Annotated in this window: 21 protein-coding genes and 1 tRNA gene; 13 read left to right on the forward strand and 9 right to left on the reverse strand. The window is 67.7% G+C overall.

Annotation, left to right across the window (positions count from 1 at the left end; all coding sequences use genetic code 11):
• Positions 1 to 10: 10 nt before the first annotated feature.
• On the reverse strand, positions 11 to 1177 hold the full coding sequence (locus tag U9J41_RS23260) for a branched-chain amino acid ABC transporter substrate-binding protein (protein ID WP_322404527.1): 1167 nt from the start codon (positions 1175 to 1177) through the stop codon (positions 11 to 13).
• A gap of 312 nt (positions 1178 to 1489) precedes the next feature.
• Here U9J41_RS23260 and U9J41_RS23270 point away from each other — a divergent pair, with 312 nt between their 5' ends.
• From U9J41_RS23270 to U9J41_RS23285, 4 genes are all read left to right on the forward strand, one after another.
• Positions 1490 to 2338, forward strand: a complete 849-nt coding sequence (locus tag U9J41_RS23270) for a CAP domain-containing protein (RefSeq protein WP_322404528.1) — start codon at positions 1490 to 1492, stop codon at positions 2336 to 2338.
• Between the two features lie 72 nt (positions 2339 to 2410).
• A complete protein-coding gene (locus tag U9J41_RS23275; RefSeq protein ID WP_322404529.1) occupies positions 2411 to 2863 on the forward strand; it encodes a MarR family winged helix-turn-helix transcriptional regulator in 453 nt (150 codons plus the stop codon).
• A 45-nt stretch (positions 2864 to 2908) separates the two neighbouring features.
• Positions 2909 to 3337, forward strand: coding sequence for an organic hydroperoxide resistance protein (locus U9J41_RS23280; RefSeq protein ID WP_322404530.1), 429 nt, complete (start codon positions 2909 to 2911; stop codon positions 3335 to 3337).
• A gap of 204 nt (positions 3338 to 3541) precedes the next feature.
• Complete coding sequence (locus U9J41_RS23285) at positions 3542 to 4996, forward strand: catalase (protein WP_322404531.1); 1455 nt, start codon at positions 3542 to 3544, stop codon at positions 4994 to 4996.
• 60 nt (positions 4997 to 5056) lie between these two features.
• Here U9J41_RS23285 and U9J41_RS23290 read toward each other — a convergent pair whose 3' ends face one another.
• Positions 5057 to 5752: an alpha/beta fold hydrolase gene (locus U9J41_RS23290; RefSeq protein WP_322404532.1), complete on the reverse strand. Its 696-nt coding sequence runs from the start codon at positions 5750 to 5752 to the stop codon at positions 5057 to 5059.
• 162 nt (positions 5753 to 5914) lie between these two features.
• Here U9J41_RS23290 and U9J41_RS23295 point away from each other — a divergent pair, with 162 nt between their 5' ends.
• The 5 genes from U9J41_RS23295 (at position 5915) to U9J41_RS23315 (ending at position 10632) form a co-directional block, all read left to right on the forward strand.
• Positions 5915 to 7663, forward strand: coding sequence for a methyl-accepting chemotaxis protein (locus tag U9J41_RS23295; protein ID WP_322404533.1), 1749 nt, complete (start codon positions 5915 to 5917; stop codon positions 7661 to 7663).
• A gap of 78 nt (positions 7664 to 7741) precedes the next feature.
• Positions 7742 to 8227, forward strand: a complete 486-nt coding sequence (locus tag U9J41_RS23300) for an acyl-CoA thioesterase (RefSeq protein ID WP_322404534.1) — start codon at positions 7742 to 7744, stop codon at positions 8225 to 8227.
• A 59-nt stretch (positions 8228 to 8286) separates the two neighbouring features.
• Positions 8287 to 8362, forward strand: a tRNA-Phe gene (locus U9J41_RS23305).
• A gap of 73 nt (positions 8363 to 8435) precedes the next feature.
• The gene (locus tag U9J41_RS23310) at positions 8436 to 8780 is read left to right on the forward strand and encodes a zinc ribbon domain-containing protein YjdM (RefSeq protein WP_322404535.1); all 345 of its coding nucleotides are present in this window, start codon (positions 8436 to 8438) and stop codon (positions 8778 to 8780) included.
• Positions 8781 to 8952: 172 nt separating this feature from the next.
• Positions 8953 to 10632: a GH39 family glycosyl hydrolase gene (locus U9J41_RS23315; RefSeq protein ID WP_322404536.1), complete on the forward strand. Its 1680-nt coding sequence runs from the start codon at positions 8953 to 8955 to the stop codon at positions 10630 to 10632.
• Here U9J41_RS23315 and U9J41_RS23320 read toward each other — a convergent pair.
• Positions 10626 to 11264, reverse strand: a complete 639-nt coding sequence (locus tag U9J41_RS23320; RefSeq protein WP_322404537.1) for a hypothetical protein — start codon at positions 11262 to 11264, stop codon at positions 10626 to 10628. The two genes, U9J41_RS23315 and U9J41_RS23320, sit on opposite strands and share 7 nt — an antisense overlap.
• On the opposite strand from U9J41_RS23320, the gene U9J41_RS23325 reads away from it, so the two are divergent.
• Together U9J41_RS23325 and U9J41_RS23330 are read left to right on the forward strand one after the other, a co-directional pair.
• Complete coding sequence (locus U9J41_RS23325) at positions 11265 to 11435, forward strand: hypothetical protein (RefSeq protein WP_322404538.1); 171 nt, start codon at positions 11265 to 11267, stop codon at positions 11433 to 11435.
• 157 nt (positions 11436 to 11592) lie between these two features.
• Entirely contained in the window at positions 11593 to 12327 is a 735-nt protein-coding gene (locus U9J41_RS23330) for an HAD family hydrolase (protein ID WP_322404539.1), read from the forward strand.
• On the opposite strand, the gene U9J41_RS23335 is transcribed toward U9J41_RS23330, so the two are convergent.
• Together U9J41_RS23335 and U9J41_RS23340 are read right to left on the reverse strand one after the other, a co-directional pair.
• Positions 12296 to 12763 carry a hypothetical protein gene (locus U9J41_RS23335; protein WP_322404540.1) on the reverse strand — a complete coding sequence of 156 codons (468 nt, stop codon included), beginning with the start codon at positions 12761 to 12763 and terminating at the stop codon, positions 12296 to 12298. The genes U9J41_RS23330 and U9J41_RS23335 overlap by 32 nt on opposite strands.
• Positions 12756 to 13943, reverse strand: a complete 1188-nt coding sequence (locus U9J41_RS23340; RefSeq protein WP_322404541.1) for an MGDG synthase family glycosyltransferase — start codon at positions 13941 to 13943, stop codon at positions 12756 to 12758. The genes U9J41_RS23335 and U9J41_RS23340 overlap by 8 nt, the downstream gene beginning before the upstream one ends.
• Before the next feature lie 126 nt (positions 13944 to 14069).
• Between U9J41_RS23340 and U9J41_RS23345 the strand changes: the two genes are divergently transcribed.
• Complete coding sequence (locus U9J41_RS23345; protein ID WP_322404542.1) at positions 14070 to 14510, forward strand: hypothetical protein; 441 nt, start codon at positions 14070 to 14072, stop codon at positions 14508 to 14510.
• A gap of 170 nt (positions 14511 to 14680) precedes the next feature.
• Here the strand turns inward: U9J41_RS23345 and U9J41_RS23350 are convergent, their stop codons facing one another.
• Together U9J41_RS23350 and U9J41_RS23355 are read right to left on the reverse strand one after the other, a co-directional pair.
• On the reverse strand, positions 14681 to 17827 hold the full coding sequence (locus U9J41_RS23350; RefSeq protein WP_322404543.1) for a S8 family serine peptidase: 3147 nt from the start codon (positions 17825 to 17827) through the stop codon (positions 14681 to 14683).
• A 15-nt stretch (positions 17828 to 17842) separates the two neighbouring features.
• Positions 17843 to 18526: an NF038120 family PEP-CTERM protein gene (locus tag U9J41_RS23355; protein ID WP_322404544.1), complete on the reverse strand. Its 684-nt coding sequence runs from the start codon at positions 18524 to 18526 to the stop codon at positions 17843 to 17845.
• Positions 18527 to 18997: 471 nt separating this feature from the next.
• Between U9J41_RS23355 and U9J41_RS23360 the strand changes: the two genes are divergently transcribed.
• Complete coding sequence (locus U9J41_RS23360; protein WP_322404545.1) at positions 18998 to 21511, forward strand: O-linked N-acetylglucosamine transferase, SPINDLY family protein; 2514 nt, start codon at positions 18998 to 19000, stop codon at positions 21509 to 21511.
• A gap of 40 nt (positions 21512 to 21551) precedes the next feature.
• Here the strand turns inward: U9J41_RS23360 and U9J41_RS23365 are convergent, their stop codons facing one another.
• Both U9J41_RS23365 and U9J41_RS23370 read right to left on the reverse strand, forming a co-directional pair.
• The gene (locus U9J41_RS23365; RefSeq protein WP_322404546.1) at positions 21552 to 22490 is read right to left on the reverse strand and encodes a glycosyltransferase family 2 protein; all 939 of its coding nucleotides are present in this window, start codon (positions 22488 to 22490) and stop codon (positions 21552 to 21554) included.
• Between the two features lie 23 nt (positions 22491 to 22513).
• Complete coding sequence (locus tag U9J41_RS23370) at positions 22514 to 23572, reverse strand: NAD-dependent epimerase/dehydratase family protein (RefSeq protein ID WP_322404547.1); 1059 nt, start codon at positions 23570 to 23572, stop codon at positions 22514 to 22516.
• Positions 23573 to 23575 lie beyond the last annotated feature (3 nt).

Consider the following 23575-nt stretch of genomic DNA (forward strand, 5'->3'; position numbering starts at 1 on the left):
CGTCAGTGCCTCAGCGCGCGCCGGCCGCGTTGCCGCCGCCGCCGTCGCGCACGACCCGCAGCTTCGTCAGCTGGCCGCGGCGGTAGGTGTACAGCGTGAGCGCCGCGTCGCGCAGGTCGCCGTGCGCATCGAAGGCGATGGTGCCGGTGATGCCCTGGTACTTGATGTGCGCGAGGGCCGGCAGGAACTTCGCCGGGTCGGACGATCCGGCCGCGCGCATCGCGGCGGCGAACGCCATCGTGGCGTCGTAAGCGTACGGCGCGTACGTCTGGAACGCCATGCCGTAGCGCTTCTTGTAGCGTTCCGAGAAGGCCGTCATGCCCGCCTCCAGCGGCGCATCGACGCCGCCCGCGACGACGCAGATGACCTTGTCGTCGCCGAGCGCCGTGCCGGCCAGCAGCGGCAGCTTTTCCGAGCACACGCCGTCGCCCGACACGAATTTCGCATCGATGCCGAGCGCCTGCATCTGCTTCAGCATGGGGCCGGCCGTGGCGTCCATGCCGCCGTAAAAGATCACGTCCGGGCGGCGCGCGCGGATCTGGGTGAGGATGGCGTTGAAGTCCGTCGCGCGGTCGTTGGTGAACTGGCGGCTGACGATCTGCGCGCCGCCAATCCGCTTGACGTCCTTCGCGAACTGGTCCGCGAGACCCTGGCCGAACGCGGTGCGGTCGTCGATGACGGCGATCTTGTTCGCCTTGAGGGTGGCGATCGTGTAATTCGCCAGCACGCGGCCCACGAGGTCGTCGTTGGCGACGACGCGGAACGCGGTCTTGTAGCCCTGGTGCGTGTACAGCGGCGTCGTGGCGGCCGGCGAAATCTGCGGGATGCCCGCGCTGTCATAGATCTTCGAGGCCGGCACCGTCGTGCCGGAATTCAGGTGGCCGACGACGGCCACCACGCCGCCGTCGACGAGCTTTTGCGCGACGGCCGTGCCGAGCTTCGGATCGCTGCCGTCGTCCTCGGCCTGCAACACCCATTTGACCTTCCTGCCCGCGATGGTCGCGCCCTGCGCGTTCAGGTCGTCGATCGCCAGGCGGGCGCCGTTCTCGATGTCCTTGCCCTGATGCGCGCTGGGGCCGGACAGCGGAGAAGCGCTGCCGATCTTCACTTGCGACTGGGCGTGGACGACCGGCGCACAGGCCAGCGAGAGCAAGGCGGCGAAGCTGATCAGACGCATGGGTAATTCCTTCAGGTTGATGTCCTGATTGTAATGCCCACCGGCCACGAACGCGCCGCGCCACCGAACGGTCACGGCGTCGAGACCGGGAACGCCGCGCCATTGGCGGGCGGGCGGAGGCCGCCGGTCCGGCCCGCGAAACAGCGCCGGGTCAGGTCGACGGCCGACACATGCCGCACGCCCCTGAAGCCGGCCGCGCGCGCCAGGATCTCGGCCGGAATGAAGAAACGTGCCCGATGCCGCGCGTCCCGTCGGGCTGGAATTTCGCGCCGCCGTCCCCATCTTTGGTCCAGCCTTCCCTATATCGTTTCCATGCCCGACGCCATCCGTCCCGTTGCGTTCGTCGCCGTGCTGGCCGCCGCCGCGGCCGTGCCCGCGCACGCGGACGAACTGGCCGATCTGATCAACGCGTACCGCGCCGCGCCAGGCGATTGCGATGGCCGTCCCGCCGCGCCGGCAGGCCGCCTGGCCGTCGAGCCGGCCCTGGCGCGCATCCGCATCGGACCCGGCACCTTCCTCGAATCGGCGCTGCGCAACGCCGGCTACGAGGCCGCGCATGCCGAGGCGATCACGGTCGCGGGGGCGCCGGATGCGCGCGCGGCGATGGACGTCATCGGACAAAAATATTGCCGCACGCTGCGTGCCGCCGAGTTCGCCGCGGTGGGCACGGCCCACATCGGCGACGACTGGCAGATCGTGCTGGCGCAGCCCGTCGTCATTCCCCCGCTGCCGGACTGGCCGAATGCGGGCCGGGACATCCTCGCGCTCGTGAACGCCGCGCGCGCCCGGCCGCGCACGTGCGGGACGCAGGCGTTCGGCCCCGCCGGACCGCTCACGTGGAACCCGCTGCTGGGCCAGGCCGCCCTCGCCCACAGCGCCGACATGGCTCATCAACACTATTTCAACCACAAGCAACCGGACGGCAGCCTCCCTGCCGACCGCGCCACGAAGGCCGGCTATCGCTGGGTTCGCGTGGGCGAGAACATCGCAGCGGGCCAGCGCACGGTCGACGAAGCCGTCGCGTCGTGGCTGGACAGCCCGGGGCACTGCGCCAACATCATGAACCCGGCCTTCACGGAAATGGGCGCGGCCTACGCGATCGATCCGCGGAACCGCAACCGCACCGCGTACTGGACCCAGGTCTTCGGTGCACCGCGTTAATTGATTCAAGCTATAGCCTGCATAAAAATAAACATATTGCGCACAATTTAATTGCGCGCTATAGTTCCACCCATGAAAACGCACGACGCAAACGCGGCCCTCCTGCTCGACAACCAGCTGTGCTTCGCACTGCACTCGGCATCGCTGGCGATGACGAAGGTGTACAAGCCGCATCTGGACAAGCTGGGCGTGACGTATCCGCAGTACCTGGTGCTGCTGGTGCTGTGGGAACGCGACGGCCTGGGCGTGTCGGACATCGGCGAACGCCTGTACCTGGATTCCGGGACGCTGACCCCGCTGCTGAAGCGGCTCGAAGCGCAGGGCCTCGTTGACCGCTCCCGCGATCCGCAGGACGAGCGCCGCGTCGTGATCCGGCTGACGGCGCGGGCGCGGGCGCTGAAAGATGACGCGGCCGCCATCCCGGCGTGCATCCTGGGCGCCACCGGTTGCGACGTGCAGGAAGTTGTCAGACTCGCCGGCGAGATCAAGGCCATGCGCGACAGGCTCGCCGGCGGCGCGATCTGAAACGAATTATGTGCAGTACGAACCCAACCACTGAAAGGTAATCCGATGACCACCAAACTCGATAAAGTCCTGTACACCGCCAAGGCACACACCACCGGCGGCCGCGAAGGCCATTCCGCCTCCGACGACGGCCTGCTGGACGTGAAACTGGCTCCGCCGAAAGAAATGGGCGGCAAGGGTGACGCCACCAACCCGGAACAACTGTTCGCCGCCGGCTACTCGGCCTGCTTCATGGGCGCCATCAAGTTCGTCGCGGGCCAGAAGAAAGTCGCCGTCCCGGCCGACGCCGCCATCGACGCCAGCGTCTCGATCGGCCCGATCCCGAACGGTTTCGGCCTGGCCGTGGAACTGGCCGTGAGCCTGCCGGGCCTGGACCGCGCCGTCGCGCAGGACCTGGTCGATTCGGCCCACATCGTCTGCCCGTACTCGAACGCTACCCGCGGCAACATCGACGTCAAGCTGAGCCTGATCTAACGCAAACCGGGGTCAGAGCCCCGATTTGGGCAATTGCCCAAAATCGGGCTCTGACCCCGGTGCTCACCGGCGGATTAATTTTTTCTATTGGTGCCATATAAACAGATAGTTTGCAGGGACGCCACTCAAGCTCTACCATGGTTACGGATAGAACGCATCTATCGAATTTAATTATTCGATAGTTTAACCATTGAAAGAGCCGCCATGACCCAACTGACCACCGCTTCCGGCATTCCCATCGACGACAACCAGAACTCGATCACGGCCGGCCCGCGCGGCCCCGTGCTGCTGCAGGACTTCCACCTGATCGAAAAGCTGCAGCATTTCAACCGCGAGCGCATCCCCGAGCGCGTCGTGCATGCGAAGGGCTCGGGCGCCTACGGCACCTTCACCGTCACCCACGATGTCAGCAAGTACACGAAGGCGGCATTATTCGCGGCCATCGGCAAGCAGACGGAGACGTTCCTGCGCTTCTCGACCGTCGGCGGCGAAAAGGGGTCGGCCGACACGGCACGCGATCCGCGCGGTTTCGCGGTCCGCTTCTATACCGAAGAAGGCAACTGGGACCTGGTGGGCAACAACACGCCGACGTTCTTCCTGAAGGACGGCATCAAGTTCCCCGACTTCATCCACACGCAAAAACGCGATCCGCAGACGAACCTCAAATCGGCCCAGAACGTGTGGGATTTCTGGAGCCGCGCACCGGAAAGCCTGCACCAGGTGACGATCCTGTTCTCCGACCGCGGCACCCCGGACGGCTACCGCCACATGGACGGCTTCGGCAGCCATACCTATAGCCTCATCAACGATGCGGGCGAGCGCGTCTGGGTCAAGTGGCACTTCAAGACGCTGCAGGACATCAAGAACCTGACCGCGATCGAAGCCGAGCGCCTGGCCGGCGTCGACCCGGACTATGCCCAGCGCGACCTGTTCAACGCCATCGCCCAGGGCGACTTCCCGCGCTGGAGCGTGGAGATCCAGGTGATGGACGACGCCCAGCGCGCCGCCTGGGAGGCGAGGACCGGCTGGGACGCGTTCGATCTCACCAAGGTGTGGCCGCAGGGCGAGTTCCCACGCACCCCCGTCGGCATCCTGGAACTGAACCGCAATCCGGACAACTACCACGCCGACGTCGAGCAGGCCGCCCTGTCGCCGTCGAACATTGTGCCGGGCCTGGGCTACAGCCCGGACAAGATGCTGCAGGCACGCCTGTTCGCCTACCACGACGCCCAGCTGTACCGCGTCGGCACGAACCACCAGCACCTGCCGGTGAACCGTCCGCGCTGCCCGTTCCACACCCAGCAGCGCGACGGCGCGATGGCGATCGCCAACGGCGGCGCGGCGGCGAATTACGATCCGGTGCATGCGGACATCCCGGCCGCAGGGGGCTTCGGCCACGGCGACGCCGGCTGGGCGGTGGAAGGCAACGCGGGCCGCTACGACACCCGCGCCCTTGACGACCACTTCACGCAGGCGGGCAACCTGTTCCGCCTGCTGTCCGACGAGGGCAAGCGCAACCTGATCGAGAACATCGCCGGTTCGCTGTCCGGCGCGGATGCCGTGATCCAGGATCGCCAGATCGGCCATTTCTTGAAAGCGGATCCGGCGTATGGGCAGGGGGTGGCGGAGGCGGTTCGCCGGTTGCAGAACCAGGGGTAAGTCGCGACTTGCGCGCCGCAGGGACAACGTGGTCCAATTGTCCTTGCTAGCGGCGCTGCCTTACCTGTCCGCGTGCGCCGCCAGCCACGGCACGATCACGTCGAGCAGGCGCCGCGGCGCCTCGATCGGGATCATGTGGCCGGTGTCCTCGATGACGGCGAGCGTGGCGCCGGGGATCGCGGCCGCCATCTCGCGCGCCTCCTCCAGGCTGCGCAACTGGTCCTGCGCAGCCGACACGACGAGCGTCGGGCAGCGGATCTCGCCGGAACGTTCGAGGTCGCCCGGCCGGTCCAGCATCGACTGGCGCCGGAACACCTCGCCGCCGAGGCGCGTGCCCATCGCGCGTATCCGCTCGATCAGCGCGTCGTCGTTGCGGTGGTCCGGATGCAGCGACGTGGCGACGGCCGTGCGGCTCAAGCCGCTGAAGGCGATGGACGGCGCGGCATTCGCGATCGCGCCCTTGCGCTTTTGCAGCGCGGCCGTGTCGCCGCGGGTGGACGTGGCGATCAGCACGAGCGCGCGCACGCGTGCGGGCGCCTGGCGCGCGATCGCGCGGGCGACGTAGCCGCCCATCGAAAAACCCACGAGCAAAAATGACGGCGGTGCGGTCTCGAGAACCCGCCGCGCCATCGCCTCGACCGAGGTGTCGTGGCGCAGGTCGGCGTGGACGACGGGGCCGAAGCGCGCCAGCGCCGGCAGCATGTCGTCCCACAGGGTTTCGTCGGCCATGAAGCCGGGGACGAGCAGGAGAGCCATTCCGTCATCCTAGCAGACGGGCGCCGGCCCCGCCGCTCCCGATTTTCACCCGCGCCGGATAGGCGCGCCGACCTATAGCGCACTGTCCTGAGTCGCCTCAAGGCGGACCTGCTTCGATGCGACTTTCATTGATCCTTGTTGTCCGAGAAACCAAGGAGCCCCATGAAACCATCCGCCACCATTCGCGTCAGCGTCAGCGTGCGCAACCGGCTCAGGTTCGCGTTCACCATCGTCATCGCCCTGTCGTTCCTCGCGACGGCCATCGCCATCTGGCGCCTGCAGGTCCTGTCGGACGACACCCAGGCCCTCACCCGGCGGCCGCTCGCCAAGGAGCGCCTGATTTCCGGCTGGCTGCTGAACACCTCGGTCGCCGCCAAGCGCACGGCGTCCATCGCGCGCTCCGCCGATCCGGAGCTCGCGACGTACTACGCGCCCGAAACCCAGGACTCGACGACGCGCACCACCGCGCTGCAGCAGCAGGTCGGCGCGCTGCTCGACACGCCCGAGGAGCATGCCGTGTTCGGGCAGATCGGCACGGCGCGCCAGCGCTACATCGCCACGCGCGACCGCGTCATGGCCCTCAAGGCCGGCGGCAAGGACGCGGAAGCCCGCACGTACTTCGACGAGGCGTTCGTGCCCGCCGTGACGGCGTATCTCGGCCGGGTCAAGGCGCTGCTGGAGCTGCAGCGGAAGGAGATCGACACGCGCGTCGCCGCGGTGCTCGGCAGCGCGGACCGCAGCAGCAAGGTCCTCTCGGCGCTGTGCCTCGCCACGCTCGCCTTCAGCGTCGCCGCCGGCACCGTGTTCGGGCGCGTCCTGTTCCGGCGCCTGGGCGGCGAACCTGCCGCGGCGGCGCAGGTGGCGGCCGAGATCGCGGACGGCAACCTGTGCGTGGCCGTGCCCCTCGGGCCGGGCGACAAGGACAGCCTGATGGCCGCCCTCGAACGCATGCGCGCCAGCCTCGCGGGCATCGTCGCCGACGTGCGCGAAGGCACGGGCACGATCGTCAGCGCCGCCGCCGCGATGGCGGGCGAAACGCAGGACCTGTCGCAGCGCACCGAAAGCCAGGCGCAGGCGCTGGAAGAGACGGCGGCGTCGATGGAACAACTGACGCAGGCCGTCGGCCAGAACTCGACCAACGCCGACGAAGCCAACCGCATGGCCGGCGACGCCGCGCGCGTGGCGCAGCAGGGCGGCGCGATGGTCGGCCAACTGGTCGACACGATGGGCGCGATCAACGCCTCGTCGGCGCGCATCGTCGACATCATCGCCGTCATCGACGGCATCGCGTTCCAGACCAACATCCTCGCACTGAACGCCGCCGTGGAAGCGGCGCGCGCCGGCGAACAGGGACGCGGGTTCGCGGTCGTCGCGGCCGAAGTGCGCGCCCTGGCCCAGCGCTCGGCCGCCGCGGCCAGGGAAATCAAGGACCTGATCGACGCCTCGACCCAGCGCGCCGCCGACGGCGCGACCCTGGCCGGCCAGGCCGGGCAGACGATGCACGACATCGTCGACAGCATCAACCGCGTCACCGGCATCATGAACGAGATCGTCGCGTCCAGCCGCGAACAGGCCGGCGGCATCGGCCAGGTCAACCAGGCCATCGTGCAGATGGACGGCGTGACCCAGCAGAACGCGGCCCTCGTCGAGGAATCGGCGGCCGCGACCCAGTCGATGCACGAGCAGGCGCAGGCGCTGGCCGAGCGGGTGGCGCTGTTCCGCGTCGAGGCGAAGGCGCGGCCGGCGCCGGCCGCGACACCCGCGCTGCCGCCGGCATGCCGCACCGTCCCGGCACCGGCCCCCGCAACGAGGCCCGCGGCGGCGAAGCCGGCACGGATGGCGCCCGCCCCGACGCGCGCCCCCGCCCGCAAGCCGGCCGCCACGGTCGACGCGGACTGGGAAGCGTTCTGAGCCTGGGAACGGGGCGGTTGCCGTCAGTGGGTTTCTCAGGCAACATCGCCCCTATCCTTCCTCTTTACGCATGACGCCATGACCCTGCCCGCCCACCAACTCACCATGACGGTCCTGATGACGCCGGATACCGCGAATTTTTCCGGTAACGTGCACGGCGGGAACATCCTGAAACTGCTCGACCAGGTGGCGTATGCCTGCGCCAGCCGCTACGCCGGCACCTATGTCGTGACGATGAGCGTCGACCAGGTGACGTTCCGCCAGCCGATCCACGTGGGCGAGCTGGTGACGTTCCTGGCCGCGGTGAACTACACGGGCCGCACATCGATGGAAATCGGCATCAAGGTCGTGGCCGAGAACATCCGCACCCAGCAGGTGCGCCACGTGAACAGCTGCTTCTTCACGATGGTGGCCGTGGGCGACGACAAGCAGCCGGTCCCCGTCCCGCCCCTGCGTCCGTTCGGGCCGGACGAGCAGCGCCGCTACGAGGAAGCCAAGGGCCGCAAGGACCTGCGCCTGGCGCTCGACCGCCAGCACGAGGAACGGGCCGCGTCGCGTTCCTGAACCGCCGGCGCGACAAAAATTATGGATTTCGCGTAACCCGTGCTATACTGCGCCGCCTTGGCCTGGTAGCTCAGTTGGTAGAGCAGAGGATTGAAAATCCTTGTGTCGGTGGTTCGATTCCGCCCCGGGCCACCAAGTTTCAGGACAGAACGCCAACCCATCCGGTTGGCGTTTTGCATTCCACCATTCCTTTCATCCACATACTGCCATGACGACCCTTCCACCCTGCCCCGCCTGCGGTTCCGCATTGACCTACGAAGACGGCTCGGGCAACTACGTCTGTCCGGAATGCGCGCACGAATGGCCGGTCAAGGCCGAAGCGGCCGCGGACGAGACGGCCCGCGTGTGGCGCGACGCGGCCGGCAACGTGCTGCAGGACGGCGACGCCGTCACCGTCATCAAGGACCTGAAACTGAAGGGCGGCGGCGGCGTGGTCAAGCAGGGCACCAAGGTCAAGAACATCCGCCTCGTCGATGGCGACCACGACATCGACTGCAAGATCGACGGCTTCGGCGCGATGAGCCTGAAATCGGAGTTCGTCCGCAAGAGCTGAGCGGGCAACCATCGGACATGAACGCCACCTGCGAGGTGGCGTTTTCATTTCCGGCCGTGCTTTCCCGCCGGTCCGATATTCGATTCGATATAGAAATCGTCAAAACCATGATTGGACGCCCCCTTGGGTTCGGCCTAGCATTGGGTCATCTGTCCGATCCACGAGAACAACAATGAAGAGACATCTCGCCGCCCTCCTCCTCGCGGCCGGCGCGCCGCTGTGCGTCGCCGAACCGGCGGCCCCGGCGCCCGTCAAGCTCACCGTCGACGCCACCCGGGTAAAGGGGCCGATGACGCCGATCTGGGCGTGGTTCGGCTACGATGAACCGAATTACACGACGGCGCCCGACGGCAAGAAGCTGCTGAGCGAGATTGCCGCCCTGAGCCCGGTCCCCGTCCACGTCCGCACGCACAACCTGATGACGTCGGGCGATGGCAGCTACGCGCTCAAGTGGGGCTCGACGAATATGTACACCGAGGACAAGGACGGCAAGCCGGTCTACGACTGGACCATCGTCGACCGCATCTTCGACACGTACATCGAACGCGGCATGAAGCCGCTGGCGGAGATCGGGTTCATGCCGGAAGCGCTGTCGCAGCGCCCGCAACCCTATCGCCATCACTGGAAGCCCGGCACGCCCTACCAGGACATCATGACCGGTTGGGCGACGCCGCCGAAGGACTACGGCAAGTGGTCCGAGCTGATCTACCAATGGGTCAAGCACAGTGTGGCGCGCTACGGGCAGAAGGAAGTCGAGAGCTGGTACTGGGAAGTGTGGAACGAGCCGGACGGCCTGTACCTGATCGCGCCGGACACGAAACGCGAGTACTTCAAAATGTACGACTACGCGGCCGATGCGGTAAAACGCGCGCTGCCGACGGCGCGCATCGGCGGGCCGCACACGGCCGCCGCCGGACGCTTCATGGACGACTTCCTGCGCCACTGCCTGCACGAGACCAACTACGCGACCGGCAAGACCGGCTCGCCGCTGGACTTCGTCGCCTTCCACGCCAAGGGCGCGCCCAAGGTCGTCGACGGCGTCGTGCGGATGGGCATGGGCACCCATTTCCGCCACCTCGACGAAGGCTTCGCGCTCGTCGCAAAATATCCGGAACTGAAGAACATCCCCGTCATCATCGGCGAATCCGACCCGGAAGGCTGCGCCGCCTGCGGCATGCAGACCAACCCGGAAAACGCCTACCGCAACGGCACGCTGTACGCCAGCTACACGGCGGCCTCGATCGCGCGCGAGTACGACCTGGCCGCGCGGCGCGGCGTGAACCTGATCGGCGCGGTGAACTGGTCGTTCGAGTTCGAGGACCAGCCGTGGTTCGCGGGCTTCCGCGACCTGGCGACCAACGGCGTCGACAAGCCGGTGCTGAACGTGTTCCGCATGCTCGGCATGCTGCGCGGCGAGCGCGTGGCGGTGACGGGCGACCAGGCCTACGACGCGGCGAGCATCCAGGCCGCCGGCGTGCGCGGCGCGCGCACCGACATCGACGCGCTGGCGGCGAAGGACGCCCACCACATCGCCGTCATGGTCTGGAATTACCACGACGACGACATCATCGACGCCGGCTCGCCGGTCGAACTGCACATCGCCGGCATTCCCGCCAGACAGGTGCAGTTGCGGCACTTCCGCATCGACCAGGACCACAGCAATTCGTACAGCGCCTGGAAGCGCATGGGTTCGCCCTCGCATCCGACGGCGGCACAAGTGGCCGAGCTGCAGAAAGCGAGCGCGCTCGCGCCACTTGGGGCCGATGCGACCGTGGCGACGCGGGATGGCACGGCCACGGTCAGGATGCAATTGCCGCGGCAGGCGGTGTCGTTGATTACGCTGACTTATTGAAGCGCCCGCTGCGAGCTTGCGTCGGAGATCCCTGGCGGCTCGTTCGGGCAGGCGTTGTCCCACCGCGTCACCCGCATTGCGTCTACTTGTTCGCCTACAGTATCAACACGTAGGCAGGTGCTGTCCTTTGCATAGTAAAAAATACAAAGGCTTCCTCCGTCGGTGGAACAAGAATCGACTTCAAGGAATTTTCGGTCAGCGAGGCGTTTTTCCGTGCCATCGTACTCATAGCTATCGTCGGCATGGATGCGAATCGGCTTCCATCCGGATTGAATGAGCCGCGCACGGGCGCTTACAAACGATGCGCCTTTTTGCAAGTGCAGGCTGATCACTGCAGTCGATCGCTCGTTTGGCGCGGTGCGCAACTGATGACCCAAGGCGCCCTCATTGAATAACGCCCTTCCTGGCCACGCCGGAAGACGCGCGTCGCGGTCGCTCGTGCTCTGCACGGCGGCCGCGGCCGTGCTTTCCGCGCCCTTTCCCACGCCGCCGCGCCGGACTTCGAGCACGTCTTCAGCACGCGCGGCGAGCCACCTGCCGCCCACTTCCCGGCCGCCACGCCGCACGGCGCCGCGCACGCCATCGGCGCCTGCGAGTGGGTCGCCCTCGTCCAGGGCACGCAGACGACGCACGTGTGCTGGAGCGCGACGGCGAAGCTGCCGCTGCTGATCCAGGCCGCCGACGGCCGCACCGTGTGGCGTGTGACGAGCGTCGACCACAAGGCGATCCCGGACCAGGTCTTCTCCATCCACGACGCCGGGTTCATCCGCAACGACGCGAACGCGGACATCGAGCGCGACTGAACGAAGGCACGCCAGCGATGATGCCGTCGTCCAGACCTTCCTGAGCGCGCTCCCCTTGTGTGCCTTCTCCGCGATGCCGGCCCCGGCCGGCATCGCGTCATACGCCGGTAACATGCCCGCGAGTATGATGAGGCAACGGAATCCGGCCACGAACCCCATGTACAAATCCAGGAAACGCCTGCTGATCCTCGACGCGGACGGCACCACCATCGACGCGTTTTCCGCCATCGAAACGGCCTTCGCGCGGCACGGGTTGGACATCGGCGACGAAGCCCGCTTCCAGAAGCGCCACAACCTCTTCAAATACCTGGGCGGGTTGAAGGAATTCCCGTCGATCATCAAGAAGAACCTGCGCAAGAACAGCCGCGCCAGGCTGGTCGACAGCCTCACCGAAGTCTACCGGCAGGAAGCGGCCATGTACGAAGGGATTCCGGATCTCGTGCGGGAGCTGGTCGCGGCGCCGGACGTCGTCGTCGGCATGGTCACGCGCAACATCACGAACGAGCCGCTGGAGACGCTGCGCCAGCTGTTCCAGCGTCACGACGTCGACATCAGTGCGCTCGACTTCCTCATCCACATTCCGCTCTCCGAAAAGAAGACGAGCCAGTTCCGCGCCATCCGCGAGCAGTTCGGCATCAATCCGGCACGGGCCTATGTCTGCGGCGACGAGCACAAGGACTTCGCGGCCGCGATCGGCACGGGCATGCATCCGTTCATGGTGTCGTACGGCTTCGAGGACTTCGACCGGCTGACGGAAAAATTCGAGATTCCCCACGAGCTGATTGCGCGCACGCCGGGCGAACTGTGCCAGCGCGTGCGCCACGCGCTCGACCTCGGCACCCGGCGCGGCGCGGGAACGGTCAGTACGCGTACCAGAACAACAGCGCGCTGACGACGCCGAACGTCCAGTAGTCGACGGGCGCGCCGGCGAACCAGCGCTTGTGCCACGGGACCCGTTCGCGCTTGAAGCCGCGCCAGCCGAAGGCGGGGTTGACGACGAACCAGAGATAGTCCTCGACGATCCAGAACAGCATGACGGCGCCCAGCGCGCGCGCCTCCAATGGCAGCGACCATTGCCCCATGAAGGCCAGCGGAAAATGAAAGATCACGCCGATGAAGGAAAACATCCACGCGTGGTAGCCGGTCAGCGTGCGGCCGCCCCAGAAGATGTCGAGCAGCGGATGGTCGTCGATGCGCCAGGTGGGCAGATTCGCCGCCCAGCCCGCTTCGCCTTCGATCTCGACTTCGACCCGGGCGAAAAAATAGGCGGCCACGACGACGGCGGCCAGCGTCGCGACGAACTGGCCGGCATGGGAAAGTTCAAACAAGGGCATCGATGGGTTCGGGTTGTTTCGGGGCGGCGGCAAGGACGGCGGCGAGGACGGCGGCGGCGGCGTGCGACCGGCCCAGCGCCCGGGCGCGGACGCGCATCGTCTCGAGTGCGTCCGGGTGGGCCATCAGGTAGCGGACGCGGTATTCCAGCGACGGCGCATCGAATGCCTTCATCGCGGCGCCATACTCCAGCAGGAAATTGGCATTCCGCTCTTCCTGCCCGGGAATCGACGCGTTCACGATCATGGGCAGGCCCATGGCGAGGCATTCCGCCGTCGTCGCGCCGCCCGGCTTCGTGATCGCCACGTCGGCGCAGGCCATCAGGCGTTCGACCTGATCCGTAAAACCGTGCGGCACGAGGCGGCCCGGATGCGCGGTCGCCAGGCGTTCCAGCACCGCCAGCTCGTCGGCATTGCGGCCGGCCAGCACGATCAGCTGGAAATTGCCGGGAATGGCCAGCAGGCGCTGCGCCAGCGTGGACAGGCCGCCGAGTCCAGCGCCGCCGCCCATCAGCAGGAACGTCATGAGGCCGGGATCGATGCCGAGCGCGCGGGCGCATTCCTCGCGCGCCAGCTGGCGTGTGAATGCCGGCATGACCGGGATGCCGGTGACGTGGATCGTGTCGCCCGGGATGCCCTGCTTGTGCATCAGGAAGGCGACCTCGTCGTTGCCGGCGAAATAGCCGGCCATGTGCCGGTGCACCCACATGCGGTGCAGGTCGAAGTCGGTCACCTGCACCCACACCGGACACGGCAACGTGCCGTCCGCGACTTCGCGCGACAGGATCTCGGCCGGCAGGAAATGCGTGCAGACGATGGCGTCCGGACGCAGGGCCGCGATCTTGTCGAGCAGGGGCGCGCTGTCGCGGCGCTCGATCCGGCGCCGCAGCCGGTGGGCCCAGCCGTCCGGCGCGGCGCCGTTGGTGTACTGGTAGATCCAGCTCCACACGATGGGCGCGTGCCGCACGAGCATGATGTAGAGGTCGACGTAGACCTTGCGCAGGCGCGGCGTCGCGTAGGCCGTGGCGTCGAGGTGGATCACCTCGGCGCCACCCGGCTGGGCCTCCGCCCCGGCACGGATCGCTTCCGCGACGCGGGTATGCCCGGCGCCCGCGGGCACGCTCAGGACGAGGATGCGCTTGCCTGTCCTGCCTTCCTCCACCAGACGCCCACCCATCACGCTTGTCCCGCCGGTCATATCGATGACTGGCACTGTAGCTGCCGATTATGACTTCGCCGTGACGCCGGCCGCGCGCAGGCGTGCGCCCCTTGCCAAGCGCGGCCGCGCACGCGATCATGGGACATGAACCCGCTCATCCCATCCCGCACCCTCGCCCGCCTGGCCGGCCTGGCCCTGCTGCTGGCGAGCAGCGCCTGCCGCAGCGATGCGCCGCAGGTCCCTTCCGCATCCGGTGGCAGCGCGCCCTTGCTGGCGCGCATCGAGGCGGAGCGCGGCGATGCCGCATGCGATACGGACGCCCAGTGCCACACCATCGGCGTCGGCCACAAGGCCTGCGGCGGTCCCGAGCGCTACCTGGCCTGGTCCAGCAAGAACAGCGACGGCTCGCGCCTGCGCGCGCTCGTGGCCGAGCACGCGGCCGCGCGCAGCGCCGAGGACACGAAAAAGGGCATGATGTCGACCTGCTCCGTCGTCCCGGATCCGGGCGCGACGTGCGCCGCCGGCCATTGCGTGCTGCGCGCCGCCGGCGCCGGTCCGGGCGGCATGGCGCCCGTGGCGCGCTGAATCACAGGGCGCACTAGACATCTATCCCGGTAGGGCGGGCTCCCCGAGCCCGCGCGAAGTTTGCGTTCATGCTGCGTTACTGAATCGCCGACCGTAAAAACGACAAGGCCGCGGCAAACTGCCCGCGGCCTTGTCGCTTGGGCCGCTTGTGGCGGCCCTTGCCAGGACGATTACTCGACCTTCGCCTGCTTGTTGCCGGCGTTCTGGAACAACGGGATCGGGTCGGTCGTGTCGACTTCGACCATCGTCGTTCCGACCGGGGCCGCTCCGGCCAGGTAGGTGAGCGAACCCAGATGACGCTTGCCGGTCGCGAGACCGGACCACGAGACCACCACCGACGCCGTGCCGCCCACGGCGACCATGCTCGGTGCCACGGCCTTGAAGTTGCCGCCGGTCGCGGTCGGGCTCAGCACCCAGGTCGACAGCTTGTACGTGGCGCTGCCGCCCACCGGCGCGTAGCCGACGACGCAGACCTTGTAGTCGCCTGCCGGCGGATTGCTCAGCGTGACCATTTCATTCGCCGTCGAGCCACCGCTGGAGCCGACGACGGTCGTGCCGCGCGCCACCACCAGGTCCAGGTCGGACGCGCCGCCGCCGCTCGTGTCGCTGTCGTACAGGGCAAAGCGGGCCGCGGTCGTGCCGGCCGGGATGGTGACGGTATGCACATTCACGCCCGTGGCGCCGCCGCCCGTGCACGCGCTGCTGCTCGTGTCGGTCGCGGTGACGACCGTCGAGTTGAACTCGGTGGCCGGGATCAGGCCGGACCTGGCGACCGACATCGCGCCGCCGAACCCGGTGCCGACGGTGACCAGCTTGGTGCCGGACGTCGCTTCGCTCGTCACCGTGGCCGGCGCGGCGATCGTGGCGGCGCGCGCCGTCAGCGGGCTGCGCACGGTGTGCGTGCCGTCGCTCCAGGTCAGCTTGCCGTACACCCAGGTGTTCAGCGGGGCCGTGGTGCGGGTCAGCTTGACCGTGAACGTGCCTTTCGCACCCGGCGCCAGGTTGAGCGTGGCCGGCTGCACGGCGACCGTGAAGCCCGGCAGCGCGGTGCTGGCGTTATACGTTGCCGCCGTCGTGCCGACGTTCGTCACGGTGCGGGTCAGGGTCTGGATGCCCAGCACGCTGGCCGCCGTCAGCGAGGCCAGGTTCAGGTTGTACGGCTGGATCGAGCCGACGGCCGAGCAGGTTCCCGGGCTGAACACGTTGGTGATGCCGAGGCCGCACAGGAAGCGCGCGTAGTCGATCGTACCCAGGTCGTACACGAGGCCCGGATCGGAGGCGACGGATGGCGCCACGTGGCCCGCGCCCTGGCCCCACGGCAGCGTGCCGGTGGTCCTGGCGGTGCTGTCCCAGGGCACCGAACCGTTCAAGCCATCGCTGAACGTGTCGTAGGCCGTCGTCATGAGGGCCGACTTGATCATGGCCGGGCTCCAGTCCGGATGGCGCTGTTTCAGCAGCGCGGCGATGCCGGCCACGTGCGGCGACGCCATCGAGGTGCCGGTGTAGAACGCGAAGTCCTTGACGGGCGACGGTTCGCCGCCGGCAACCGCATCGCGCTGGGCATGGGTCAGGTCGGCGCTGACGGCGGCCAGGATGTCCGTGCCCGGCGCCGTGACGTCCGGCTTCATGATGTTCGCGTTGGCCACGTTCGGGCCGCGCGACGAACTGTTGTTCATCTGCGGTGCCACGATATTCGGATCGACGATGCCGCGCAGGTTGTTCAGCGCCGCGGTGGCGCCCGGCGTCGCGGCATAATAGTCCTTGACCTTCTGGCCGTCCGCACTCGTGATGTGGACGGTCGAGATGGTGTGGGCCTGGTTCAGGATCGTCGTCGCGCTGGTCGGCGTGTTGGCGATGATGACACCGACGGCGCCGGCCGTCTTGCCGTTCGCGCTCTTGTTGACGAGCACGTTGCTGCCGCGGTCGCAGACGAGGATCTTGCCCGTCACCTTGGCCGGATCGAGCAGCGGAGCAACGTTGTCGGACGGGCCGAAGCACAGGTTCAGGCTGGTGTTGGCCGGATCGACGCCCGCCAGGCCGGCATCGCGCGCGAGGATCAGCGGCGCCGACGGCGTGTTGGCGTTGCCGGACGCGCCGGTGACGGTCACGCCGTTGCCCAGCGCGACGTCGCCCGCGTACGTGCGGTTGTGCGTAGAGTTGCCGACGGTGGTCAGCCACGGGCTGATGTGGGCGACCGGGGCCGTCGACGGGCCGGAGTTGCCGGCCGACGCCGCCACGAACACGCCGGCCGCGGCCGCGCCGAGGAAGGCGACTTCGGTCGGTTCGTTGAACGCGCCGCCGCCCGCGTTGGGGCCGATCGAGAAGTTGATGACGTTCACGCCATCCTTCACGGCCTGCTCGATCGCGGCCACGCTGTTCGAGGTGGCGCAGCCATTCAGGCCCGTCACGCCGTCGGTCCAGCAGACTTTATACGCGGCGATGCGGGCGCGCGGCGCCATGCCGGTGATCTTGCCCAGCGAGAGGCCGTTGGTCGTGGCCGTCACGTGCGCATTGCCGCCGGCCGTGCTGGCCGTGTGGTCGCCGTGGCCGCCATGGCCTTCGGCACCGGCCACGGAATCGCGCGCCGACAGGAATTCGGTCCAGTGCAGCGTCTGCGTCGGCTGCTTGAAATACCGTGCGCCGATCAGCTTGTTGTTGCAGTCGCTGGCGGAGAAGCCTTCGCCGGTCTGGCAGATGCCTTTCCAGGTCGCCGGCGGCGCATCGTAGGCCAGCTTGCTGCCGGCACGGCTCGGGTTGCCGTTCTCGTCGACGTGGTCGGCGAAGCTGTCCTGCTCCGGCCAGATGCCGCCGTCGACGATGCCGATGATGATGCCTTCGCCGGCCTTGTCCTGGCCGCCGACCTGGTCCCACAGGCCGCCCGGCTTGTCGAGGCCGAGGAACGTCGGGGTGTAGCTCGTGTCGAGCTGCAGGATCGAGTCGGCCGAGATGTTGGCGACGCCGGGATTCTTCTTGAGGGCGCGGACCTCGGCGTCGGTCAGCATGGCCGAGAAGCCGTTGAAGACGACCTTGTATTCGTTGGTGACCTGGGCCTTGTTGACGGTGGCGAGGACGTCGGCCTGCTTCGTCTCCAGGTAGGTGATGTAGTTCTGGACGGTCGACGCGTCGACGTTCAGGCGCTGCCCGGCGGCCGGCTTGGTGGCCGAGAGGCCGCTGACCGTGCCGTCATAGGTGGCGACCGGCTTGTCGGCCAGCTGGACGATGTAGGAACGGCGGATGTCGCCGTCGGCATACGCGTGGGTGGCCGCGACGACGGTCAGCGCGAACAGGACGGCCGTAGTGATGGGACGCAGTTTCATGGTCGGCTCCGGCGGTCAGGCGAGGTTGGACGAAGCGGCCGGCTTGCGGCGGCGCAGGACGAGCGCACCCATGCCAAGACCCAGCAGCGCCAGGCTGCCCGGCTCCGGGACCGTGGCCAGTGTGATGTTGTCGATGGCGAATTGCGCCTGGAAGACGGTCGGATCGGACCAGTCCTGCGCGACGGTGCAGCCGCCGATACCGTCGAACAGGCAGGCGCGGATCGTCAGGCTCATCAGCGCCGCATTGCCGAAAGCCGTGGGCAGCGTGGCCGTATCGAACAGCGGATTGCCGCTGGCGTCGGTGCCCGCGAAGTCGAACGCCGTGTCGACCTTGGTGCCGTTTGCGAGGTTACCGGTAAGCATCAGCTGACCGTAGGAAAAATTCGGCTGGCCGCCGACGGGGGCGACGAAACCGTAATCGAGGCTGCGCAGGTTGAACGCGCCGCTGTCGTTCTTCTTGATCGTGACGCCGCCGTCATTGACGCCGAGATAGAAATGGCTCGCGTTGTTGGTCGGGCAGCCGCCGGCCCAGCAGGTCGTCGGGTCCATGCCGTTGGCGAGCAGGCCGACCGCGCCGCTGGTGCCGCTGGGGCCGTGATTGTCGACCGCCGTCAGCGTGTAGCCGGCGTCGGTGAACGTGTCGCCGCCGAGATAGAAGGCGTCAGGGCTCAGGGATTCGAAGTCGACCACGGTGGCCATGGCCGGTGCCGCCGCCAGCAGCGCGCACGCCGCGGCAACGCCGAGAACGAATTGATTCAGCCCGGGTCGGGCATGGGAAATGCAAGAAGTCGGATGGGTTGTCATTGTCTCTCGCCTTGAAATGGAAGCATCGACGGGTACGATGCTTTCGTGTTTTTTTACCAACTGCACGATTTTTCACTTTAGCAAGAAAACAATTCCTTTTCGAAAAAATACCCCCGAATTAACTATTGTGTTGAAGATATGAAATTGAACAAAATTTTGCTTTTCCTATGAAAACGGCCATCGGCGGCACAAGAAAATTGTCGTTTTTTAATTACAAATCGTTGCAAATTCAAATATTAATAGACATGCATCAAAACGCATGCTAGCCAATACCAAACGGTTGCTCACGGGCTACAACCCTTCGCTTGCCCGGAGCGACAGAGTATGATGTCGCTTCCCGAAGCCGACTCGAGAGATCAATCCAGGATGAATGTTCCCGCGCACACCGATGCTTTGTTCCGCCAGGCCGAACGCGGCGTATTGCCGCTCGGCGAGCTGTTCCAGGGCGCGCAGGCGATGGCCGATCTGGGCATGCCGCAGGAAGCCATCCGGTTGTACGAAACGTGGCTCGCGCACACGACTTCCCCGGTGGCCTATGCGGCCTGCTTCAACCTCGCCGTCGTCCGCAGCAGCGTGGGCGACGACGCGGGCGCCGAACGCGAATACCTGAAAGCGATCGCGGTCGCCCCCGGCTTCGTCGAGGCGCGCCTGAACCTCGGCACGCTGTACGAACGCATGAACCGCCCGGACGATGCGCTGGCGGCGTGGCAGGCCATCCTGTCCGACGTGCCGGACGTGGCCACGAAGCCCGCGCTGCACGTGCAGACGCTGAACAACCTGGGGCGCCTGTGCGAGATCCGCAAGCGCCTGACGGAGGCGCTGGACTACCTCACGCGCAGCCTGGAACTCGATCCGGACCAGTCGAAGGTCATCACGCACTGGGTCCACCTGCGCCAGAAGCTGTGCATCTGGCCCATCTATCAAGCGTTTGCCGGTGTCACGGTGGAAGAACAGCACCGCCATACGTCGGCCCTCGCGACGCTGGGCGCGTCGTCCGATCCGGCCGAGCAGCTGGCCGCGTCGCGCCATTTCGTCGAGCGCAAGGTGCAGGTGGCGCCGGAACGGCTCGCGCCGGCGGAAGGCTATGCCCACCAGCGCATCCGCATCGGCTACCTGTCGTCCGACCTGTGCTCGCACGCGGTGGCGATCCTGACGGCCGAGCTGTACGAGCTGCACGACCGCGCGCGCGTGGAAGTCTACGCGTTCTCATGGAGCCGCGAGGACAACTCGCCGCTGCGCGCGCGCGTCGTCGGCGCGATGGACCACTACATCCGCATCGACGGCATGACGGACGAGGAGGCGGCGCGCTGCATCCGCGCGCACGAGATCGACGTCCTCGTCGACCTGCACGGCCTCACGCTGGGCGCACGCGCCGACATCCTCGGCTGGCGTCCCGCGCCCGTGCAGCTGACGTGGCTGGGTTTTCCCGGCCCGACCGGCATCCCCGACATCGACTACGTGGTGGCCGACGACTTCGTGCTGCCGCCCGAACTGGAACCGTATTTCACGGAACGGCCGCTGCGCATGCCGCACACGTTCCAGATCAACGACCGCCGCCGCGCGATCGGCCCCACGCCCACGCGGGCGGCGAGTGGCCTGCCGGACGACAAATTCGTGTTCTGCGCATTCAACAGCACCTTCAAGATCACGCCGGAGATGTTCGACGCGTGGATGCGCATCCTGGCGCAGGTGCCGGACGGCGTCCTGTGGATCGTGGCCGACAGCGACGCCACGCGCGCCAACCTGGTCCGCGAAGCCGAAGCGCGCGGCGTGGACGGGTCGCGCCTGCTGTTCGCGCAGCGCGTGGCGCCCGCGGACTACCTGGCCCGGTTCCGCGTGGCCGACCTGTTCCTCGACACCAATCCGTTCAACGGCGGCACCACGGCCAGCGACGCCCTGTGGGCCGGCTTGCCCGTGCTGACCTGCGCCGGCCGGACCTTCTGCTCGCGCATGGCGGGCAGCCTGCTGAACGCGGTCGGCCTGCCCGAACTGGTGACGCACGACCTGCGCGACTACGAAGCGCTGGCCGTGGCCCTGGCCCACGACCGCACGCGCCTGGCCGGCCTGCGCGCGCGCCTTGCTGCCGAGCGCGACACCAGCGCGCTGTTCGACACGCCGCGCTTCGTGCGCGACTTCGAGGACAAGCTGGAAACGGTGGTCAAGCATCCGGCGGGCGTCATGCCCACCGACGACGCGCATGCCCACCACGCGCATGGCGTGCCCGAGCCGGCGCCCGGCGACTTGAGCCTGCAGCAAAGCACCATGCTCGCGTTGATGCGACCCGGCATGCACAGCGTCGCCGAAGTGGGCGGCGCGACGCTCGCCCAGGCGTGGCGCGCACGCACGTCGAACTCGCACTTCATCGAGATCGGCCCGGCGCCCCTGCCCGGCACGGCGGCCGGCTGGAGCACGTCCAGGATTACGCGCGACCCGGAGCTGCTCGACGACGGCGACTGGCAGCAACTGGCGAGCGCCCAATGCTGGCTGTTCCCCGAAACCCTCGAACGCCTGCGCGACCCGTGGGCATTCCTGCGGCGCCTGCGCCGCCAGGCGCTTGGCCAGGTCGAGCTGGTCGCCTGCGTCAACAACGCCCAGCACTGGGTCACGCAATTACTGCTCGCGTCGGGCAACCTGAACCAGCGCGACAACGTCCTGCACGACCGCCGGCACCTGCACCAGTTCACCCGCACATCACTGGCCGCGCTCCTGCAGGAATGCGGCTACGTGATCATCGACATGACCACCGTGACCGCGCAGCAGCCCCCGCCGGCCGTGGTGGCCGCGATCCGCCAGCTGGCCGAAGCCGGCGGCGCCGATCCTTTGCTGGCCGAGCAGGACGCCCTGCCCTATCAATACCTGGTGCGCGCGATCGGCGCGTGAAAGGGCGAGATCATGCCGCCCTGTAACCGGGCGGCATGACCTACGTTCCCAGCAGCAGACCGACGGCCTGGCGCACCACGCTCTGGATTTTCTCCAGCTCGTAGGCACCGGCCTTGACGTCCCCGTGCACCGACGCCAGGTAGGCGAGCATGGTCGTCAGCTTGCGGCTCAACAGATCGCGCGTGTTCTCGATCCCGCCGACGAATTTGCCGTGCTCGATGGCGTCGCACAGCAGTTGCAGCCATTCGACGTTCGCCTGGATGCGGATCGCGGTGCCGCGCGCCTGGTCCTGGCCGCCGTGGATGCGGAAATAGCTCAGCGCCTCGGGCAGGTAGATGCAGTCGCTGGACGACAGCGCCTCCAGCCACGTCGCCACGTCGGACAGGGTCACGTACTGCCGGTCGACGAAGATGCCGAAGCGCGCCCCGATGACGCTGCGGCGGACGATGGCGGTGGTCGGCTCGCCTACCATATTGCTGCCGTTGGTGAGCATCATGACGCCCAGCGAGTCGCCGCCGATCAGCGTGTCGGTCTCGAACAGGCGCTCGGTGCCGGGCAGTTGCGCGATCGGCTGGCCCGCGGCGTCGATCAGCTGGCGGAATGACGTCACCAGGCCGACGTTCGGATTGCCCAGCATCGCGCCCATCATCCGCTCGATCTTGGTCGGATGGAACAGGTCGTCGTCCATCAGGTAGCTGAGGAACTCGCCCCGCGCCGCCTGGAAGCAGTTGTTGAAATTGTCGATCGGGTCCAGGCCCGGCGAACGCAGGTAGCGGATGTTCGGATGCGCCGCCACGTAGGGCGCGAACCGCTCCCGCGTGCGCTCGTCGCTGCTGTTGTCGCTGATGACGACTTCCACGTTGGGCCAGGTCTGCGCCAGCGCGGTGCGCAGCGCCTCCTCCGCGTAGTCGGGCCGGTTATGGGTGGGGATCAGGATGCTGACCAGCGGCTGGGTGCTGGCGGAAGCGGGATGGGTCATCGGTGGCGGCCTCGAATCGGTCGTTACGCGGTGTGCGGGGTGGCGAACCAGCGGTAGGCCTTGTCGACGACCTGCGGCAGCGTGAGGGTCTCCTGCACGCCCAGTCGGCGTAGCGTGAGCGCCAGGTCCGGGAACAGGTCGTCGACCTGCTGCTGGCGCTGCGGCGCCGTGTTGTGCGCCACGCGCGGCCGGTTGGCGGCCCGTTCGCCGATCAGGCGCACGAGGTCGTTGTGGCTGACCGCCGCGGCGCTGCCCAGGTTGTAGGCTTCGCCGTCCTGGCCCTTGATGAGCGCGACGAGCGTCCACCAGGCGGCGTCGGCGCCATACAGGTAGCTGCGGCGCGCGCTGCCGTCGCCGTGGATGCGGATCTCGCCGCTCGTCAGCGTGTCGCGCAGGAAGTTATTGATGGCCCAGGGACGGTCCAGCTCCTGGTAGGCGCCCGTCAGGGTGAACGGGCGCACGGTCGACACGGGCAGGCGGTACTGGCTGCGGTAGATGGCGGCGGCCGTCTCGGCGGCGCGCTTGGCTTCCGCGTACACCGTGTGCGGCTGGCCGGCCGCGAGCGGAAACACATCGTTCTCCGCCAGCGCACCGGGGCGCTGCGGCGTGCCGGCCACGAGGCAGGAACTGACGTTCACGAAGCGCAGCAGGCCGTCCAGCTGGCGCGCCGCGTCGAGCGCGTTGGCGACGCCGGCCACCGTCGTCTGGAACACGCGCAACGGATCGGAGGAATGCACGCGGTTGTTCGGGATGCCGGCGGCGTGGATCACGTAGTGCGTGGTCTTGGCGAACTCGAACGACGAGCGCACGTCCTGCGCGCGCAGGCGGATGTCCGGGCGCGACGCCAGGTGCGGATAGCGCTGGCGCCAGTCGTCGGTGTGGCGCGCGTACACGTCGAGCGTGATGCCGAGGCGGTACTCGTCATTGAGGGCGGCCACCAGTTCGGCGATCCAGGTGCCGAGGAAGCCGGTGCCGCCCGTGACGGCGATGTGGTGGCGCGCCAGCGCGGCGCGCATGTCGGGCTGGCCGGCGCACGCGGCGAGGGCGTCCTGGCGGATCTCGGCAAAGCGGGATTCATGCATGGC

This window comes from Massilia luteola (assembly GCF_034420155.1).
GTDB lineage: Bacteria > Pseudomonadota > Gammaproteobacteria > Burkholderiales > Burkholderiaceae_D > Telluria > Telluria luteola.